General features: G+C 56.7%; 21 protein-coding genes. 11 read left to right on the forward strand and 10 right to left on the reverse strand.

The window, feature by feature from the left end:
• The first annotated feature begins 20 nt into the window (after positions 1–20).
• Positions 21–293 (forward strand): CDGSH iron-sulfur domain-containing protein, encoded by a 273-nt coding sequence (locus FPL19_RS02605; RefSeq protein ID WP_150910331.1) that lies wholly within the window; start codon positions 21–23, stop codon positions 291–293.
• 27 nt (positions 294–320) lie between these two features.
• Here the strand turns inward: FPL19_RS02605 and FPL19_RS02610 are convergent, their stop codons facing one another.
• Positions 321–1,706, reverse strand: a complete 1,386-nt coding sequence (locus FPL19_RS02610; protein WP_150910333.1) for an FAD-binding oxidoreductase — start codon at positions 1,704–1,706, stop codon at positions 321–323.
• 234 nt (positions 1,707–1,940) lie between these two features.
• Here FPL19_RS02610 and FPL19_RS02615 point away from each other — a divergent pair, with 234 nt between their 5' ends.
• Together FPL19_RS02615 and FPL19_RS02620 are read left to right on the forward strand one after the other, a co-directional pair.
• On the forward strand, positions 1,941–3,230 hold the full coding sequence (locus tag FPL19_RS02615) for a flavin-containing monooxygenase (protein ID WP_191965201.1): 1,290 nt from the start codon (positions 1,941–1,943) through the stop codon (positions 3,228–3,230).
• A 79-nt stretch (positions 3,231–3,309) separates the two neighbouring features.
• Positions 3,310–3,606: a DUF3175 domain-containing protein gene (locus tag FPL19_RS02620; protein ID WP_150910337.1), complete on the forward strand. Its 297-nt coding sequence runs from the start codon at positions 3,310–3,312 to the stop codon at positions 3,604–3,606.
• A 35-nt stretch (positions 3,607–3,641) separates the two neighbouring features.
• On the opposite strand, the gene polX is transcribed toward FPL19_RS02620, so the two are convergent.
• On the reverse strand, positions 3,642–5,354 hold the full coding sequence (gene polX, locus FPL19_RS02625; protein WP_150910339.1) for a DNA polymerase/3'-5' exonuclease PolX: 1,713 nt from the start codon (positions 5,352–5,354) through the stop codon (positions 3,642–3,644).
• Positions 5,355–5,524: 170 nt separating this feature from the next.
• On the opposite strand from polX, the gene FPL19_RS02630 reads away from it, so the two are divergent.
• From FPL19_RS02630 to FPL19_RS02650, 5 genes are all read left to right on the forward strand, one after another.
• Positions 5,525–7,513 (forward strand): hypothetical protein, encoded by a 1,989-nt coding sequence (locus FPL19_RS02630; RefSeq protein ID WP_150910341.1) that lies wholly within the window; start codon positions 5,525–5,527, stop codon positions 7,511–7,513.
• 150 nt (positions 7,514–7,663) lie between these two features.
• Positions 7,664–8,089, forward strand: a complete 426-nt coding sequence (locus FPL19_RS02635) for an OsmC family protein (protein WP_150910343.1) — start codon at positions 7,664–7,666, stop codon at positions 8,087–8,089.
• Between the two features lie 38 nt (positions 8,090–8,127).
• A complete protein-coding gene (tenA, locus tag FPL19_RS02640) occupies positions 8,128–8,796 on the forward strand; it encodes a thiaminase II (RefSeq protein WP_150910345.1) in 669 nt (222 codons plus the stop codon).
• Positions 8,797–9,000, forward strand: coding sequence for a hypothetical protein (locus tag FPL19_RS02645; RefSeq protein ID WP_150910347.1), 204 nt, complete (start codon positions 8,797–8,799; stop codon positions 8,998–9,000). It begins immediately after the preceding gene.
• A 227-nt stretch (positions 9,001–9,227) separates the two neighbouring features.
• On the forward strand, positions 9,228–9,434 hold the full coding sequence (locus tag FPL19_RS02650) for a cold-shock protein (RefSeq protein WP_150910349.1): 207 nt from the start codon (positions 9,228–9,230) through the stop codon (positions 9,432–9,434).
• A 51-nt stretch (positions 9,435–9,485) separates the two neighbouring features.
• Here FPL19_RS02650 and FPL19_RS02655 read toward each other — a convergent pair whose 3' ends face one another.
• The gene (locus FPL19_RS02655; protein ID WP_150910351.1) at positions 9,486–10,628 is read right to left on the reverse strand and encodes an iron-containing alcohol dehydrogenase; all 1,143 of its coding nucleotides are present in this window, start codon (positions 10,626–10,628) and stop codon (positions 9,486–9,488) included.
• Between the two features lie 104 nt (positions 10,629–10,732).
• On the opposite strand from FPL19_RS02655, the gene FPL19_RS02660 reads away from it, so the two are divergent.
• Complete coding sequence (locus tag FPL19_RS02660; protein WP_150910353.1) at positions 10,733–11,335, forward strand: DUF938 domain-containing protein; 603 nt, start codon at positions 10,733–10,735, stop codon at positions 11,333–11,335.
• Between the two features lie 23 nt (positions 11,336–11,358).
• Here the strand turns inward: FPL19_RS02660 and FPL19_RS02665 are convergent, their stop codons facing one another.
• Positions 11,359–12,399, reverse strand: coding sequence for a DUF4124 domain-containing protein (locus FPL19_RS02665; protein ID WP_225314265.1), 1,041 nt, complete (start codon positions 12,397–12,399; stop codon positions 11,359–11,361).
• A gap of 54 nt (positions 12,400–12,453) precedes the next feature.
• Between FPL19_RS02665 and FPL19_RS02670 the strand changes: the two genes are divergently transcribed.
• A complete protein-coding gene (locus FPL19_RS02670) occupies positions 12,454–12,657 on the forward strand; it encodes a DUF3185 family protein (protein ID WP_150910355.1) in 204 nt (67 codons plus the stop codon).
• A gap of 120 nt (positions 12,658–12,777) precedes the next feature.
• Here FPL19_RS02670 and FPL19_RS17505 read toward each other — a convergent pair whose 3' ends face one another.
• From FPL19_RS17505 to FPL19_RS02680, 3 genes are all read right to left on the reverse strand, one after another.
• On the reverse strand, positions 12,778–12,933 hold the full coding sequence (locus FPL19_RS17505; protein WP_191965202.1) for a hypothetical protein: 156 nt from the start codon (positions 12,931–12,933) through the stop codon (positions 12,778–12,780).
• A 75-nt stretch (positions 12,934–13,008) separates the two neighbouring features.
• Positions 13,009–13,473 (reverse strand): AtaL-like protein, encoded by a 465-nt coding sequence (locus FPL19_RS02675; RefSeq protein WP_150910357.1) that lies wholly within the window; start codon positions 13,471–13,473, stop codon positions 13,009–13,011.
• Positions 13,470–14,309 carry a substrate-binding periplasmic protein gene (locus FPL19_RS02680; protein WP_150910358.1) on the reverse strand — a complete coding sequence of 280 codons (840 nt, stop codon included), beginning with the start codon at positions 14,307–14,309 and terminating at the stop codon, positions 13,470–13,472. The genes FPL19_RS02675 and FPL19_RS02680 overlap by 4 nt, the downstream gene beginning before the upstream one ends.
• A 172-nt stretch (positions 14,310–14,481) precedes the next feature.
• Here FPL19_RS02680 and FPL19_RS02685 point away from each other — a divergent pair, with 172 nt between their 5' ends.
• A complete protein-coding gene (locus FPL19_RS02685; RefSeq protein ID WP_150910360.1) occupies positions 14,482–15,507 on the forward strand; it encodes an MBL fold metallo-hydrolase in 1,026 nt (341 codons plus the stop codon).
• Positions 15,508–15,535: 28 nt separating this feature from the next.
• On the opposite strand, the gene FPL19_RS02690 is transcribed toward FPL19_RS02685, so the two are convergent.
• The 3 genes from FPL19_RS02690 to FPL19_RS02700 all read right to left on the reverse strand — a co-directional run bounded on the left by FPL19_RS02690 (position 15,536) and on the right by FPL19_RS02700 (position 16,787).
• Positions 15,536–16,021 (reverse strand): hypothetical protein, encoded by a 486-nt coding sequence (locus FPL19_RS02690; protein ID WP_150910362.1) that lies wholly within the window; start codon positions 16,019–16,021, stop codon positions 15,536–15,538.
• A gap of 8 nt (positions 16,022–16,029) precedes the next feature.
• A complete protein-coding gene (locus FPL19_RS02695) occupies positions 16,030–16,410 on the reverse strand; it encodes a DUF6152 family protein (protein WP_150910364.1) in 381 nt (126 codons plus the stop codon).
• 116 nt (positions 16,411–16,526) lie between these two features.
• The gene (locus tag FPL19_RS02700) at positions 16,527–16,787 is read right to left on the reverse strand and encodes a hypothetical protein (protein WP_150910366.1); all 261 of its coding nucleotides are present in this window, start codon (positions 16,785–16,787) and stop codon (positions 16,527–16,529) included.
• Positions 16,788–16,876 lie beyond the last annotated feature (89 nt).

The raw sequence follows: 16,876 nt of genomic DNA on the forward strand, positions 1-16,876 counted from the left end.
CAAACATAAGGAGAGAGAACATGAGCAACCCCATCATTGCGGACAACAAGCCGGTCAAAGTAACGCTCGAAGAGGGAAAGAAATACGCGTTCTGCGCCTGCGGCCGATCCGGCAATCAGCCTTTTTGCGACGGCTCCCATTCGGGCACTGGCATTACCCCGAAGATGTTTACCGCAGAAGAAAACACCCAGGCGTTCCTCTGCCAGTGCAAGCACACCAACGACGCGCCCTTCTGCGACGGTACCCACGCGAAGTTCGACAACGATCAGGTGGGCACCGAAGGGCCGGGCTGAGACCTCTCCGGTGAACAGGAATAACCGCTAACCGGGCCTAATATTCTGATTTACCCGGAAAAGGTTTCCCGGATCGTACTTTTGCTTGATCTCGACCAGCCTCTTGTAGGCTGAACCGTATGCAGACTCGACCCGGTCCTTTTCATCATCCGACAGAAAATTGATGTAGGCGCCACTGCTGGCATAAGGCCCGGCGGCTTTGAAGAAGGCCCGAGCCCATTGCCGGCAATCATCATCTTGTTCGGATGTGTCCCACCGCCCGTGCACATTCATCACATAGTTTGCATCACGGCTGGAATAGGCCATGGCGTCCGGCGCTACGCGCCCGGTTGCCCCGCCAATCGAGGCGATGAAGATCTCACAGTGGGGCGACGGCAGTCGGTTCCCGTAGTCCAGCGCAACGCGGACCATATCGTCGGTCAGTTCCACAAAGTTGTGGGATTTCCAGTAATTACGAGCCCCGTCCGTCAACAATGGATCAAATGCCTGCTGCCAATCGGTATAGGGCTGAACGCCAATATGCTCGCCGTGAGCTTCGCCCAAGGACCGCAGCGGTGCAATCAGCTTTTCACCTACGGCCGGGTCGCCCGCATAGCAGATTGCCAGGGCGACAATGGGCTTGCCATGAACCGACGCGGGTAGAAAAGGTAGTGGCGGCGCATGGCGAATCACCAACCACACGTTCAGTTCATCGGGCATTGTTTCAGTGAAGCGCGCAAAGCCGTTCACCACCGACTGGGCCTGGTCGAAGGGGAAAACCATCAGCCCGCTCAACAACTCCGGCCCCACCGGGTGCAGCTGGAACTCGAACCGGGTAACGACGCCAAAATTGCCGCCGCCTCCCCGCGTACCCCAGAACAAGTCCGGATTCTCAGTGGCACTGGCTCGAGCCTGACGGCCATCGGCGGTCACCATCTCGACCGAAACCAGGTTGTCGACGGTCATTCCAAACTTGCGACTGAGCCAGCCAAACCCGCCGCCGAGGGTCAGGCCTGCAACGCCAGTGGTGGAATTGATTCCCAGCGGCGTCGCCAGCCCATGGGCCTGCGCTGCTGCATCAAAATCGGACAGCGTGCAGCCAGGTCCCACGTGTGCACGTTGTTTCTCGACATCCACCTCGACATCCCGCATTTGCGACAGGTCAATCATTAGCCCGCCGTCACACACTGCATTCCCCGCGATGTTATGCCCGCCCCCCTTGATCGAGACCAGCATGGAATGATCGCGACCAAAGTTGACCGCGGCTACCACATCCTCCGCCGACTGACATCGGGCAATCAATGCCGGTTTGCGATCAATCATGGCGTTCCATATCTGACGTGCCTCGTCATAACCGGCGTCGCCTGTTTGGTATAAAGAGCCACCGAACTGCCCCCTGAAGGTATCCACTGTTCCTTGCTGTAATTCGGTCATAACCGTCTCCCTGCCCCAGATAGGGCTTGATTCTTGAGCTTGCGCTCTTCCAACGGGAAAACCAGCCGGTTATTAGACTGTTTGGGGCCTATAGCTTTTCTGTTAGACCAATTTATTTAATGCAGTTGTGAATAATGGCGCTTCCTGTCCGGCGGGTGTAGCTTGGTATTCAACGCAATGCGTCGATCACTCCCTACCCCTATCGGGATGCCACCGCATTTGCTGGAGCGCCTGATGACTGTGGATCTCGATCTGATAATCGTGGGCGGGGGGATTGGCGGCGTTATCTGCCTGAAGTACGCCAGAGACGCGGGGCTTAATGCGCTGCTACTTGAGCGAGGCAATCGAGTGGGTGGTCTGTGGCGCGACCTGCCAAGCTGGCAGGACATTCAGTTTCGCAAAGAAGACTGGACCCTGGGCAACCTGCCACTTTCCGGCGAGGACCAGCCCAGCATCCTGGGCAACATCGAAGCCTGGGTCGAGCGCTTTGACCTGGCCCCTTATATCCGCCTGAATGCGGCCGTCACAAGTGCCCGACAGGGCGAAAACGGCTGGCGGCTCACCACAGATACCGGAAACCATGAGGCAAGGTGGCTCATCGCAGCCACCGGCGGACACAACCGCCCTCGCCTCCCGCAGGTCGAACGCGTCGATGCCACGGTCACCGAATACCATTCCTCCGCCTTACGCGATCCCGAGTTGCTGAGAGGCAAACGGGTCACGGTGGTTGGCGGCGGAGCCTCCGCCTATGACCTTCTGGACCTTTGCTTCGCCCATGGCGCGGCCGGAGTCAACTGGATCTACCGCTCCACCAAATGGATGCGCCCAACGCGGAAAGGCAAACACCTGGGGATCGACATGCGCATTCTGGCCAGGTATCAGATGCTCTGCCTGCCGGCCAACCTGATCTACCGACTGACCAGCAAGGATCTGCGGGCAAGGTACGCGAAAGCAGGCCTCAACGAGATCATGCCAGAGAGCGATTTCGACATCCGTCGCGACCAGCTCATACCGGGCCGACCGGGCATGATCAAAAACTTTGCCAGCATTGAACGCCATCGTGGCGAAGTCAGTTCAATCCATGACAATACCCTGACACTTTCCAGCGGTGAGCAGATGGAAACCGATCTGCTGCTATGGGGCACCGGCTATAACGTCGACTTTGATTTCCTTGGCCTGGAAGCAATCAGTGGCGCAAGAAACCTGAACGAGATTAGCAGTCGCTGCTACTCCGGGTTCCTGTGTGCCGACGCGCCCAACCTCTTCCTGCTGGCTCCGGGAGTGCTCGAACGCAATACCTCAACGCCCTGGGCCTATGCCCATGTGGCCAGATCCATCATGTCTCATATCCGGGGCAGACCGGTCTTCGTAAGACCGCCCGCTGAGGGCCTGATCAATCATTTTGATATGCTCAAACTGCTGGCACCGGAGGATCGCAGAAACTTCCCATTCGTTATCTGGTATCTGAAGTATCTCTGGCTCGCAATCTGCCATCCCTGGAAACGGCCAATGCCGATCCCCTGAACGACCACGTGTGCAATAATCTGTTCCAGTTTTTGATAGGATTTCGGATGCATACCCCCTATTCGACGGGAGGTGGATTATGGATAAATCCGAACGCTGGTCGCAGAAGGTGACCCAATCCAGCGATGCCCTGGACCTGGAGGGCGGCGTGTTCTCCCTTGAGGATCCCCGGGAGATTGCCCAGTCCCTGAAACAGTCTGCCGAAGAGAGCAAGCGTCGAAAATCAGACCCCTACCGGTCGGCCATGTCGATGCTCACGTTCTACATCAACAGGGCAGGCAAACAGCTGCCTGCGGAACAGAAAGAGCGTCTCGAACAAGCCAAGGATGAATTGCGTGTGCTATTTGGACGCTCCCAAAAGCATCCCCGGAAATAGAACACCTCGCCCCGTGAAACGACGGACCGCATAAGTCAGCGTGCCAGAATCTTCTGAAGCTGCTTCAGGGTGCGCGTGTTGAGCAGGTGCTTCTTTTCCATCCAGCCCCGGCGGGCCTGGGCGACGCCCAGATGCATGAAACGCAGATGGTCTGTGGCGTGGGCATCGGTCGAGACTGCCCCCAGAACGCCGGCCTCCCGCAGCATGCCGGCATAACGGCCGGCAAGGTCCAGCCGGCTGGGCTGAGCATTGAGCTCCAGGCAGCAGCCACGCTCGGCGGCCGCCTCGATCACCGTCTCCAGGTCGATCTCATAGGCCTCACGCTGGTTGATCAGCCGCCCGGTGGGGTGGCCCAGAATGTTGAAGCGGGGGTTGTCCATGGCCCGCAGCACCCGTTCTGTCTGTTTCTTTTTTGGTAACTCGAATTTCGAGTGTATGGAGCCGACGGTGATGTCCAGTTCATCCAGAACCTCGTCCGGCAGATCCAGCTTGCCGTCTTCAAGAATGTCCACTTCGATTCCCTTCAGCACACGGATACCGTCAAGCTCCTCGTTAAGTTTATCGATCTCCGCGATCTGCCGGCGCAGACGCTTGGCGTCCAGGCCATTGGCCATGGTCAGACGTTTGGAGTGATCGGTGATGGCGATGTATTCATAATCCAGGCGCCTCGCCTCCTCCGCCATTTCCCGGAGGCTGTTGCCGCCATCGGTGGCGCTGGTGTGCATGTGGAGATCTCCCCGGATGTCGTCCTCCTCGACCAGATCTGGCAGACGGCCTTTTCGAGCGGCTTCAATTTCGCCTTTGTTCTCCCGCAACTCCGGTGGAATCCAGGGCAGATCCACCTGTTCAAATACTTCTGACTCGGTTTTGCCAGCGATGCGCTTCTGTCCACGGTAAACGCCGTACTCGTTTACCTTGAGCTTCTTCTCACCGGCCATCTTGCGGATGGCAACGTTATGGGCCTGTGACCCGGTAAAATAATGCAGCGCGGCGCCGAAGCTGGATGCCTTCACCACCCGCAGGTCCACCTGCAAACCCGATGTCAGGTATACGGTGGCGCGGGTTTTTCCCTGTGAGGCGACTTTGGCCACTTCAGGGTGATTGGTGAAACGATCCATGACCGGCTTACTGTCTGCACTGGCGACCAGGATATCCAGATCACCCACAGTCTCCTTGCGCCGGCGATAGCTGCCGGCCACCTCGATCTGGCTGACTTCCTCCACCTCGTTCAGATACTTCACCAGGGATGTGGCCACCTGCTCCGCCTCTCCCAGGCGGGTGCGACTTTCCCGGTTACCGAACTTGCTGACTTCATCAAGAATCTTCTGCTCGGTCTTAGCGCCAAACCCCGAAAGCTTGCTGATTTTGCCGGCTTCCGCCGCCTCCTTCAGCTGCTTCAGGGTAGTAATACTCAGCGCCTCATGGATGGCCCGGGTGCGCTTGGGCCCCAGCTGGTCCAGCCTCATCAGCTCGCTGAGCTGGCCGGGAACCTCTTTCTGCAGTGTTTTCAGCTGGCGCAGGTTGCCGGTTTTTACCAGTTCCCTGATCTTTTCAGCCAGGTCATCGCCGATCCCCTTGATGGCGCTCAGGTCTTCACCCTCGGCCACCCTTTCTTCCATGGGCCGGGCCGAGCCCTCCACAATACTGGCAACGTTGCGGTAGGCGCGAACCCGGAACGGATTGTCGCCCCGGATTTCCAGTAAATCGGCCAACTCATGAAATTTACGGGCAATCTCTGCGTTATGCATGCTCTAGCCTCCCTGCGCCTGTCTGCGGGACTAACCGTAGTCTGTGGTCTGACTTTTATGCCTTTTTTCAGTCTAGTCGAACAAAACAACCCCACAGCTGGAATGAATACCACTGGAACATCCGACATCGCAGGTTGACATGCCACGGGCTTGGCACAAGGATGGGTGGTATGAGCAGAGACGATCAGGAACCGGAAAACCGGAACAACGGCGTAGCAACCGAACATCTGCAGACCCTGGATGCGGCCATTCAGCGACTTACGGAGGCCAATGCCATTCACGGTGTGTCACCGGTGTTCGAGGTGATAGACGCGGCCAAGCCTCTGATGTTCAGCCCCGAGGGCCTGGATGAACTTTACGAGCGCGTAACGGCCATTGAGTCCGCCGGGTTCTTTGGCGGCAGCGATTGGGACTACCCGCAGACATTGGTGCCCTCCCTCGCTGCACGCACGGTCCGCCACGGTGAGCCGGCTGCAACACTCGTTGAAAGCCTGAGCCAGATCCGCCTTCTGGCAGTGGCCAAGGGCGACTTTACCCACCCCTCTATCTCGGCGGAACATGCCCACCATTTTCTCGCCCAGGTACTGGCGATGAACCTTGATCTGGTGGTGGGGGATCTCCACGAAAGCGACCGTTTACGGCCCGATCAGCTCGGCTACATTGTTCAGAGCCTGTACCGTTATCTACTGGAGCATCTGGGCTACGAGAACCTGCTGGAGCATCTGGTGGCGGAAGTCTGGCGCATTCTCGCTCAGCGCCCGGTCCAGGTCGCAGGCGTCAAACACATGGTGACCCAGATTGCGGTCTGCCTGGAAAAGCCGGACGCGCTCGGCGGCGAAGTCAACGAAGATGCCCTACAACTGATCAACGCCGTGTTCAGCCCTACCGAGGGTTGCCGTGAAGACCCGGGTTTCGATGTCTACACCGAACGGCTGGCGGAGATGGACGATGCCACCCTGCTTCAGGAGGCCATCGCCTTTGCCAAGGCCATGCACAGTACCGGCCTGGTATCCGCCTACATGCCGGTCTTCATTCGTTACCTGCGCGGCCGCTGGAATGCGTTGATTCCCACTGCATTGGGACTGAGCTACACCGGGGCCGACGCGTTTCACTGCTACCCGGCGCTGATCCACACCCTGATTGACGAAGCCCTGTTTCCGGAAACCAGTCAGTGCGCCTATGGCCTGGCCATGATGCTCGAGCGGGGCATTCTTTACTCGCCACCGGTGGCGCCTTCCCTGTGGCGGCAAATACGCCTGCCACTGTGCGATGCGGCGGCTGAAAAAATCGGGGAAGTGTTCGGCAACAGCCGACCTCCCGAATGCTTCCTGCTCGCCGATGTACTGAATGTGCTCGGCCGCCCGCTGGGCGTGGGACAGGGCAACTACCCCACCTGCCAGTCCACGCGAGCCCTGTCCATGTGGGCCTATAACATGCCGGCCGAATTGCTTCGGATGCTCGCCTGGGCAGCAAGGGACGATGAGATCGTGATGCGCTTTGAAGGAAACAGTATTTCGTCACGGGAACTGGGTACCGGCCTGGCCACCGAGCCGCCGGTAGATGTAGACGCGGTGTCCCTACTGACGGTGCCGCATCTGGATCGCATCTATTTCGAAATGGGGCGGCGCAGTATCGGCCGCGGTGAAGATCCGCATAAATGGGTCAACGCCGAATTCCACGGTGACCATGTGGGCCACGGATTCCGCATCGCCGTAGACGTTTTTACCGGCAACCTGAAAGACTTCGAAGGATTCATTCGCGACTTCTATGCCGCCTATCATCCCTTCTACAACGGGAATATTCCGGTCATCAATCCACAACCGGCCGGCATTGCGGTAACCGACAGCGCCACCCGCTTTCTGGGCTGGCACGCCATCACCATCCAGCGGCTTGCACTGGACGCCGAGAAAACCATGCGCGTCTACTTCTTTAACCCCAACAACGACAGCGGGCAGAACTGGGGCCAGGGAATAGTCACCTCAACCCACGGCCACAGTGAGCGCTACGGCGAGGCCTCGTTGCCGGTGGCCGAGTTCGTCTCCCGTCTGTATGTCTTTCACTATGACCCTCTGGAAATCGCTGAGCCGTCGGATGTCCCGGCAGAGGAAGTCCATCGGGCCATGGAACTGGCACGGGGCAGCTGGGCCGCCGAACGCTAGGTAAGTCGCCGAGTCACCGACCATCAGGCGCCCTGTTGACGAGGTACAGCTGCCGTGTTTAAGTCAGACAGGGTTCATTTCGGGTGAGTTTTCGAGCTACGCCGATAGGCCCTGAAGCGATACAGCGACCAGAGACGGAAAGGAGGCACCATGAAACGCAACGCAAGCGCACATTGGGAAGGCAGCCTGAAGGATGGCAAGGGTACGGTTTCCACACAGAGTGGCGTACTTTCAAAGCAACAGTATTCCTTCAAGACCCGTTTTGAAGATGGCAAAGGCACCAACCCGGAGGAACTTCTGGGAGCAGCCCACGCAGGCTGTTTCTCCATGGCACTGTCCATGATCCTGGGTGAGTCTGACTATGTGCCTGACAGCATTGACACCAAGGCTGGTGTCACCCTGAGCGAAGGCAGCGACGGCTTCGAAATATCGGCCATCCATTTTGACGTAACGGCGAAGGTACCTGGCATTGAACAGTCGAAGTTCCTTGAAGCAGCCAATGCCGCCAAAATGAACTGTCCCGTATCTAAAGCCCTGAAGTCCGACATCACTATGGACATTCACCTGAACGAATAGTGTTCCCTCAGGACTACCTTGGGAGTATAGGCAGCACGATGGCCTACCGGTTCGAAGACCTCAAAAAGCAATGTCCCGCCGAATGGCGGGACTACATTGAACACAGCTTTGTAACACAATTGGGGGACGGCTCCCTGGCCCCTGAAGCCTTTCAGCATTACCTCAAGCAGGACTATCTGTTTCTGATACAGTTTGCCCGCGCCTTCGCACTGGCCGCCTACAAAAGCCCTACCCTGGCGGATCTGCGGCAAGCCAAAGACGGCATGCAGGCCATTCTGGACACCGAACTGGGCCTGCACATCGACTTCTGTAAAGACTGGGGAATTTCAGAAGAAGAACTGGCCGACCTCCCAGAAGCCCGCGCCACCCTGGCGTACACCCGATACGTGCTCGACACTGGCAATCGCGGTGACCTGCTGGACCTGCATGTGGCGTTGTCGCCCTGCATGGTTGGCTATGGCGAAATCGCCAACTGGCTTAACCAACGCCCCGACACCGTTCGAGGGAAATCCAACCCCTATGACCCCTGGATCGCCATGTACGAAAGCGACGAATTCCAGGACGCCATGCAAGCCGAGATTCGCTGGCTGGATGAACGGCTGGCCGATGTATCTCCAGGCCGGTTCGAACAACTGACCCGAATTTTCCGGGACGCCACACGGCTGGAAATCGACTTCTGGGAAATGGGACTGAACCTGAGCGATTGAATGGAAACCATAGACATCTTCCTGGCATTGCTCTTCGGCTGCATCGGTTTCGCCTACTTCATGCATGGGCGGCGTAGAAAAAACATTGTCACCCGCTACTGCGGCATCGCCATGATCCTGTATCCGTACCTGGCCAGCAGCCCCTGGGAGATGCTGGCAGTCGGTGCCGGGCTAATGTTGGTGCCACGGTTTGTTGAGCTTTAGCCCCATCTGGAATAAACCGAAACTTTACTATGCAAGGCGGCTTTTTTAGCGTACTGTTCTTCTTGTCGGAAACATCTAGCAAAGCATTTCACGAATAAGACCTATAGTGTCCTTACACCTTTTGTCCTGTTTTAGTCCTGCACGTTTTATAGTTCCCGCATATCGCTGATCAAAGGTCACAACGATCTTCTGGCGGCACATTATCGATTAAAATCAGGATATTCTTTATGTCTACTATCAATGGCACTGTTAAGTTCTTCAACGAAGCAAAAGGTTTCGGCTTCATCACTCGTGAAGGCGGCGCAGACGTTTTTGTTCATTACAGCTCAATTCAGGGTGGCGGTTTCAAGACTCTGGCCGAAGGCCAGCAAGTCGAGTTCACCGTGACTGAAGGCCAGAAAGGCCCGCAGGCAGAGAACGTTATTGGCCTGTAAATAACAGGTTAAACGTTTGATGAAAAAGGCAGCTTCGGCTGCCTTTTTGCGTTAGAGGGACTCGCGCATGACCTTGGCAACGGTTTCAGTGGATAGCTCAACCGGGTTGGCCTTCATGGAAGAGGAACTCGCGGCTGATTTTGACACAGACAGAATGTGCTCCTCAGTCACCCCAATCGATGCAAGACCCTCCAAACCGGATTCGGCAATCCATTGCCGGAACCTCGGCAGCGCCTTGTCGCTCGGAACCTCCAGCACCTCAGCAATCCAGCCAATCACCTGATCGATCCGCCCCTTCTGCTCTGCATCCACCACGTTATCCCGGTTCGCGGCAATGCCCGCAGGTAACAGGGCACCGCAGATCGCCCCGTGGGGAGCGCCGCAAAGCCCGCCCAGAGGCCCTGCAATGCCGTGCACCACACCCAGGCCCGAGTTGGCCAGTGCCAACCCACCAAAAAGGCTTACCTGGGCCAGATCATCCCGTGCCTGTGCGGATTCGCCCTCCATCAATTGCTTCAGCGCCCGCAACCCCTTGGGTATTGCTTCCCTGCACAACATATCGGTGAATAACGTGGCTCGGGATGACAGGTAGGGCTCAATAACCTGGGTCACCGCATCCAGACCCGAATGCAGAGTCACGTGCCTGGGGCAGTTGTCGGTCAGAGCCGGATCGATCAGGGCCAGGTCAGGGAGCAGCTCTTTATCCCGAAGGCTGACCTTGCGGTGCGCTTGAGGAATATCGATCACCGCATTACGGGTAACTTCCGCCCCCGTGCCCGAGGTAGTCGGAATCAGGATCAGCGGCAGGCGTTTGGCGGATAGTGGCAGCCCGTCGCCGACCACTTCCAGGTGGCTCATCAACTCAGTCTGAGCTGGCAGCATCGCCGCCAGCACCTTGGCCGAATCCATCACCGAGCCGCCACCAATGCCCAGTACCAGATCCACACTCAGTGCTTTACCCTGTTCAATAGCGGCGTTCAGCGTGTCCAGGTCCGGCTCTTTTTCAACGGATAACGTCTGGACGACATTGATATCCGTGAGGGACTCGAACACCGCAGCCAGTCTGCCGGGGCTGCGGCCATGCACAATCAGCGCACGTGCGCCGAGCCTGGCCGCCCGGTCGTTTAACTGGGATACCTGCCCCCGCCCGAAAACAATCTCGGCGGGGGTTAATAAACTGAAAGCACCTGACATACTGCAATCGCCCTGAAGATGAAACGGATTGCCCACTGTATTTCAAACAGGCAGACAACACGAATACGCCGATAGTCGCGTTATGCACAAGGAGATATCACACGATGACCGCCAACCTGCCCTTCTCCCAGGCCTGCGAGAACAACAAAGGACCAATCCTGGAGAAGCTTCATGAGATCTTTGATGCGCCAGGCAAGATTCTGGAAGTGGGCACAGGCACCGGGCAACATGCCGTGCATTTCGCACGCGCAATGCCCCATCTGCAGTGGCAGCCGACCGACCACCCCGATGCTGCGGATACCTGCCGCCCCCGGCTGGAACAGGCCGCACTGGCCAACATCCTGCCAGTGATCGAGCTGGATGTAGCCGCTGCAAACTGGCCCGTTGAATCCTTCACCTGGGCGTTTTCCGCCAACACCGCCCACATAATGTCCTGGGGTGAAGTCGAACATATGTTCCGTAACATTGGTGAGCGTTTATTCAAGGACGGGGCATTCTGCCTTTATGGCCCCTTCAACAGTCAGGGCCAGTACTCCAGCGACAGCAATCGGCAGTTTGATCAACATCTCCGGGCCCGTTCATCCCATATGGGCATCCGGGATCTGGAGGATCTTCGTGAACTTGCGGAAAAGGTCGGTCTGGGGCTGGCAGAGAACTATGGGATGCCGGCAAACAACCGGCTGCTGGTTTTTCGGCGAACCCCGTGAAGTAGCAGACAGGTGCCGAATGATCAAAGCCTGATGACTGGCTCGCCCTGGTTGAAAAGCCAGCGGCCCCAGTCTGACTCCAGCACGCTCACACCACCAATGTAATTATCATCCACCAGATAATAGGAAAGCGTGCGATCACCCCGGTTAAAGTTGTGCATCAGCCGCACCAGAAAGTTACGACGGGTCGGTTTGGCAAGCAGAAAATACAGAAACTGACCGGCCTGGGCCCGCAGACTTCCCTGCCCCGAAAGGTCTGAATGCTGCCACTTCTGGCTCTGCAGTTTCAGAAACTGGTCGATGCCTTTCAGACGGCCATTGTCTTGAGCGCGCGCAACGATCCGCCGGTTCTCGTCGTGGCGCTTAAAATACAAACCACTGCCGTCTCGCTCCAGCATCTCCATTTGCTCCGCAAGCCCCTCGTGCAGCCAGGCCGGCGCATAAGGAACGATGGTGTCGACAACCGCGTGGCTTACCTCATGCTTGATCGTTTTAAACGTGCGGCTTCGGTCTTTCTGTACGTATACCACGATCTGATTTTCAGAGGGAATATACAGGCCATAGGATGCAATCGCACGGCCTCTGTTCCTGCGGAGAAGGTAGTGTTGATATTCAGATCGATTACTGAAAATCAATAGGTTAACCGGCACTGTCTGGTACATGTCAAAGAACATTATCCGGTCAAAAAACTCATAAACGTTGTTCACGCCGTCAGTAATCTGCTGAATCTCTTCGTCGGTCAGCTCCACACCCACGGCCTGAATCTTGATATCGAAACCCGACCATGAGGACGAGCCAGGTTTGACGTTAACCAACTCCTGCTCAACACGGTGGTCTTTCCGGTCGCTAAAGTGAACCTTCCCCTCTTCATCAACCCATTTGTAGATTTCTGCGTGAACAGGGCTAGCTGCGACGAAAAACAGAAGGCTTACGAGTGATCGTTTGAATGTTGTGATGAAAGTCCTGATCACAGCGATTTGCCCGAATAAATGGAAACGGTAGCAGGCCATTGTCGTCCTGATAGACTGCGGTAACATGTTGGAAAAACCTGGCTCTGATGGCAAGCTTCCTGAACACTCGGAGCGCTGAGCCTCAGCGCCGAATGCAAGGGGAAATAAATGGGAAGTTCAAAACTGGTTGGTATCGTATTGCTGGTGGTCGGCATTGCGCTGCTCTACTTCGGTTACCAGTCAACGCAATCTGTCGGGAACCAGCTGACCGAGAGCCTCACTGGCCGCTTTACCGATGAAACCATGTGGTATCTGATTGGCGGTGCAGCCGCTGCGGCGGCAGGCGCATTCCTCACATTCTTCAAGAAATAGCTCACTCGTACCGGTTCGCGACTGAAAGCGCCGATTACCGGCGCGTCGTGAGCCCGCAGCTCATAACGCTGATAACAAAATCCGGGGGGTCTTCTCGTGCTGGTTAGAGCAACCGGCTGGTTATTTTACGGTAACCTGCTTTGCACCCGTAGACGACAACTGCCCACTTCTACCCTTGCCTACATATTCAACCGACCCGCCTGATTTCAGAAAAGCGGCGGTCTGTTCCTCAATGGCGGCCGACGTTAAGGTCGCTTTTTCGGGCTTTTTGCTCATGGTGTTCTCCTCGTGGACTGCTGGCTTTTTCACCAGCTCAGATCCTCTATCATACCCCAAACAGGAAAAGAAGTGTCAGAACACTCCCGTCCCCGCCAGCTCCCGTATGATCTGAATCGTTTCAATATCCGTGAGCACATACGCCTGCTGAAGGTATTGGTCGTAGGGCATCCAATCACCCCCGTTTTCGATGCTCTCGGTGTGGTACCGGAAGCGGACAAACAGCGACCCCGGTTCCGGCTCTTCAATGTCCATCACCAGCGCTGCAACCGGCACAGTTCTCGTTGGCAGCGTTCGATACTCAATTCTCGAATCCGGCCAGAAGGTTACTTCATCAAACACCTCCAGTCCTGGAAGCTGCAGGCAACGTTTCAGATAAGCCGTTCCCCGCTCGAGAATCTCGTAATCATCGACCCCGACCAGAAACTTGTCCGGTCGTCGGGCCCGCAGAACCAGGCCCTCCCAAAGCTGAAAGCGGGTCAGGACTGGCAGTTCAGGCTTCGTCAGATCGTTGATCTGAACAATGTGCTCAAACCTCATTTGCTCTCCTGCCTTTCTGCTGGCGGACAATAGTCCCCATTCAGGTCGGGCACGTATTCGATAGCCAGGCCGTAATCTTCCAGAATCCCGCATAGCCTTCCGTCCTGGCTTATTTTCTCGACGCCCCGATCAAAAGCCGCCGCAATAGCATTGGATCGCTCCGGATGCTCCGGAGAAAGAGCCAGGTAGCCGCGATGGTGTTCGTCGAGACAGCCAGCATTCACCAGACCGACCCGCTCATTGCCGTATTCGAACAGAAGACGATCATCCAGAAGGGCATCAGCCCTTCCCCTGAGAACAAGCTCCCTCAATCGATTCGGAACATCCTCGCCGCCTATCAAGATCACACCCTTGCCCTGGCGATCAGCAATATATTCGTCTATCTCTTCACCGTAGCTGTAACCTGAAGTGGCAACGAATCGAATACCCTCGAGAGATTCCAGGCCGCCATAAAAGCGGGGATCGTCTTCCGGAACATAAAAACAGTATTCAGTCTTCGACACGGCATGGGAGGGAAATATGAAGCCGGGGGCCTCCCCCTTGAACGTTGGCAAAATGGCGTCAACACGCCCCTTTCTTGCCTCTAGCAGGGCCCGGTCATAAGGCAGGTTGCGATAGACAATGGTATGCCCCTGGGATTCCAGGGCCGCACGTGCGATATCAACGGCGAAGCCCGATAGTGGTTTGTTAGAATCGCAGGCGTAGGGGCACCAATAGGCGGGTGCGGCAATGGAAACCGTCAGTGACTCCCCCGTTTGCGATTGGGACCACGCAGGCGAAAGCGCCAGTGCCAACCACGCCAAGGTCACAGCCAGAGGTTTAGCGGCAACTTTCATTTCTTTCCGCCTTTAAGGGGATGACGCGATTCAAAGCCAAGCACTGCCTCCTACCTTTGCGGATGTTTCCGAAAGGCATTGCTTCCATTCGGTCTAAGGCTAAATCATTAGGCGGATCGCGTCTAACTACGCCAAAGTAGACCAAGATCAGAACCAGAGGTAAGCCCGACTCATGCCTATCGACCGTGAACGCCTTGCGGCTCTCGCCGCAAAACCGCATCTTCACCATGGCACCTATCGCAACCTGGACCCTGTGCCCCGCCACGGCCTGGGAGATTTCCTGCGCTGGCAACTGGCCCCCGGCCGCCGGTTCCCAAAGGGTAAACGCTACACACTGCAACAACCGGATGCTCAGGCATTGATGCATCCGCCAGCAACGCCACAACTGGTCTGGATAGGGCATGCTACATTCCTTTTCCAGTATCGAGGTCTGAACGTGCTCACGGATCCGGTGTTGTCAGACCGCGCCAGCCCCTTCCGGTTGGTCGGACCAAAGCGATACACACCGCCGGCACTGACGGTGTCAGAGATGCCACCGATTCATCTGGTGCTGATTTCCCACAATCATTACGACCACCTAGATGAGTCAACGGTGCGCCAGTTGCACCGACGATTCGGGGAAAAGCTTTGCTTCTGCATTCCGATGGGCGTGCGACGATGGTTCGAAAAGCGAGGCATCCACAACCTCGTGGAGCTGGACTGGTGGCAATCCGCGCCCCTGTTCAGGGACGAGCTCGGCGAAGAGCCCGGCGGCAACGAAGCTTTCTGTCTGCCCGCCCAGCATTTCAGTGGGCGCACACCAACCGACACCAACACTTCGCTCTGGTGTAGCTGGCTCCTGGAAATAGACGGCTTCCGCTTCTATTTTGGGGGCGATACCGGTTATGGAAAGGTGTTCCACGACATTGGCGAGCTGTTTGCGCCCATCGATCTGGCCCTGCTCCCCATCGGGGCTTACGACCCCAGATGGTTCATGGCTCCGGTGCACGTAACGCCAGAGGAGGCCGTAAAAATTCACCGGGATATTGGCGCCCGCCAGTCCGTCGCCATGCACTGGGGCACCTTTGTGCTAACCGATGAGCCCATGGACGAGCCACCAAGACGGCTGCGGACAGAGTTGGAGAAACGGGGACTCAGGGAGTCGGAATTCAGGATCATGCAGCATGGAGAGCTCTTCAAAGGCGTGAACGGGAAGTGATTTAGGAATAGGCTAAGAGGCTGACTATTCAGAAGTACCCTAGCAGCCGGCCAAAGACCAGTGCACTGATCCAGAACGCCAGGGACAACAAGGCGCCTACCCTTACGGACAAGGGCATGCGGGCCTTCATCGGGAGGCTCCAAATGTCCTCGCGCTTCAACACCCTCGCCAGAGCCCAGGTGTTTAACACACCCATCAAGACCAGAACCATCTTTACCTGAAATAACCTCGATCCGGCGTAGTCGGCGGCAGCCGTGGCAAACAGGAGCGTGCCAAAGACAAACGCCAAACCCAGGCCAATCGCTGCTGTGGTTCGAAGCACGTCGACGAATACCATCACTGGATACTGGCGCCAGAGCCCCAGCAACCGCAAATCCAGCGGTACAATTCCTCCGACCAGCAGCGCAATTCCAAGAATATGCCCGGCGTTGACCAGAGGGTACATAAACGTGGAATTGCGCAGGGCCGAGACGAACGCCAGATTTTCGAGGGCCAGCAGCCCCTGATCAATCATCCCCGGGCTCAGGACTCACGATCCGGGTACAGGTCGTAATTTTTTCCGTCGATTACAACCCGTTCAGCTTTGACCAGCCGCTCGCCTTCTCTGGCAGAACGATGGCCGTGAACGGTAATTTCCCGTCCCTGGCTCAACATCTCCCTGCTGAGTCCAACACGGTCGTTACGCCAGGGCTGGCCTACTTCCACAACCCAGGCCTGGCCATCAACGCTTATGGTGACCTCGCCATGGGGGTTGCCAAGCCTCACTGACTCCACCGTGCCGGTGATCTCGAATTCCTCATCCGTTGCCCAGGCCCAGCCGTGATGGGCCTGGGCCCCAGAGGCCGCGAGAAACACAGTAAGCACAGCAAAACCGAGCAACTGGCTAAAACGGATCTGGGGCATATCATTTCCTCCAACTTTCTATCGCCGGTTTTGATGGTGAGAACCGGTCCATCATTGCTTTCTACCCGGCCACTGAATGAACGCTCCTTACCGCCTCAAGGTGGCTGCGCTTTTGATCAGGCTTCGCCCTTGAGCTCCCGCGCTGCCTCGATCTCGTCCATGGCCTGTTTGAGCACTTTCACAGACTCGCTGTGCTTGCCCTGCTTGTGCAGCGATTCCCCCTGGTCCCGAAGCTTTTTAATCGTCGCCATGGCTTCGCTGTCCAATTCGGTCACCTTGAGCTGTTCATCAATTTCACTAACCATTGAAGGACATTGGCCGGCGAGTGCCGTTCCCGCAAGAAATACTGTCATTAAAAGAACCATCAGATAGCGCATAACCTTTCCTTATTGTTTGGACGTTCATACTCAGTATAGCTAATCTGATCCAGAACCAACTTTTATATGGGCTTGCTCAGCCACAATGT

The sequence above is a fragment of the Marinobacter halotolerans genome, assembly GCF_008795985.1.
GTDB classification, from domain to species: Bacteria; Pseudomonadota; Gammaproteobacteria; order Pseudomonadales; family Oleiphilaceae; genus Marinobacter; species Marinobacter halotolerans.

Excerpts from the sequence above, each read along its gene's own strand:
- FPL19_RS02610 (WP_150910333.1), bottom strand. The coding sequence starts at position 1,706 with ATGACCGAATTACAGCAAGGAACAGTGGATACCTTCAGGGGGCAGTTC.
- FPL19_RS02700 (WP_150910366.1), bottom strand. The coding sequence starts at position 16,787 with ATGCGCTATCTGATGGTTCTTTTAATGACAGTATTTCTTGCGGGAACG.
- polX (WP_150910339.1), bottom strand. The coding sequence starts at position 5,354 with ATGCATAACGCAGAGATTGCCCGTAAATTTCATGAGTTGGCCGATTTA.
- tenA (WP_150910345.1), top strand. The coding sequence starts at position 8,128 with ATGGCCTACCGGTTCGAAGACCTCAAAAAGCAATGTCCCGCCGAATGG.
- FPL19_RS17505 (WP_191965202.1), bottom strand. The coding sequence starts at position 12,933 with ATGAGCAAAAAGCCCGAAAAAGCGACCTTAACGTCGGCCGCCATTGAG.
- FPL19_RS02605 (WP_150910331.1), top strand. The coding sequence starts at position 21 with ATGAGCAACCCCATCATTGCGGACAACAAGCCGGTCAAAGTAACGCTC.
- FPL19_RS02675 (WP_150910357.1), bottom strand. The coding sequence starts at position 13,473 with ATGAGGTTTGAGCACATTGTTCAGATCAACGATCTGACGAAGCCTGAA.
- FPL19_RS02655 (WP_150910351.1), bottom strand. The coding sequence starts at position 10,628 with ATGTCAGGTGCTTTCAGTTTATTAACCCCCGCCGAGATTGTTTTCGGG.
- FPL19_RS02630 (WP_150910341.1), top strand. The coding sequence starts at position 5,525 with ATGAGCAGAGACGATCAGGAACCGGAAAACCGGAACAACGGCGTAGCA.
- FPL19_RS02620 (WP_150910337.1), top strand. The coding sequence starts at position 3,310 with ATGGATAAATCCGAACGCTGGTCGCAGAAGGTGACCCAATCCAGCGAT.
- FPL19_RS02660 (WP_150910353.1), top strand. The coding sequence starts at position 10,733 with ATGACCGCCAACCTGCCCTTCTCCCAGGCCTGCGAGAACAACAAAGGA.
- FPL19_RS02645 (WP_150910347.1), top strand. The coding sequence starts at position 8,797 with ATGGAAACCATAGACATCTTCCTGGCATTGCTCTTCGGCTGCATCGGT.
- FPL19_RS02635 (WP_150910343.1), top strand. The coding sequence starts at position 7,664 with ATGAAACGCAACGCAAGCGCACATTGGGAAGGCAGCCTGAAGGATGGC.
- FPL19_RS02680 (WP_150910358.1), bottom strand. The coding sequence starts at position 14,309 with ATGAAAGTTGCCGCTAAACCTCTGGCTGTGACCTTGGCGTGGTTGGCA.
- FPL19_RS02650 (WP_150910349.1), top strand. The coding sequence starts at position 9,228 with ATGTCTACTATCAATGGCACTGTTAAGTTCTTCAACGAAGCAAAAGGT.
- FPL19_RS02690 (WP_150910362.1), bottom strand. The coding sequence starts at position 16,021 with ATGATTGATCAGGGGCTGCTGGCCCTCGAAAATCTGGCGTTCGTCTCG.
- FPL19_RS02615 (WP_191965201.1), top strand. The coding sequence starts at position 1,941 with ATGACTGTGGATCTCGATCTGATAATCGTGGGCGGGGGGATTGGCGGC.
- FPL19_RS02685 (WP_150910360.1), top strand. The coding sequence starts at position 14,482 with ATGCCTATCGACCGTGAACGCCTTGCGGCTCTCGCCGCAAAACCGCAT.
- FPL19_RS02695 (WP_150910364.1), bottom strand. The coding sequence starts at position 16,410 with ATGCCCCAGATCCGTTTTAGCCAGTTGCTCGGTTTTGCTGTGCTTACT.
- FPL19_RS02670 (WP_150910355.1), top strand. The coding sequence starts at position 12,454 with ATGGGAAGTTCAAAACTGGTTGGTATCGTATTGCTGGTGGTCGGCATT.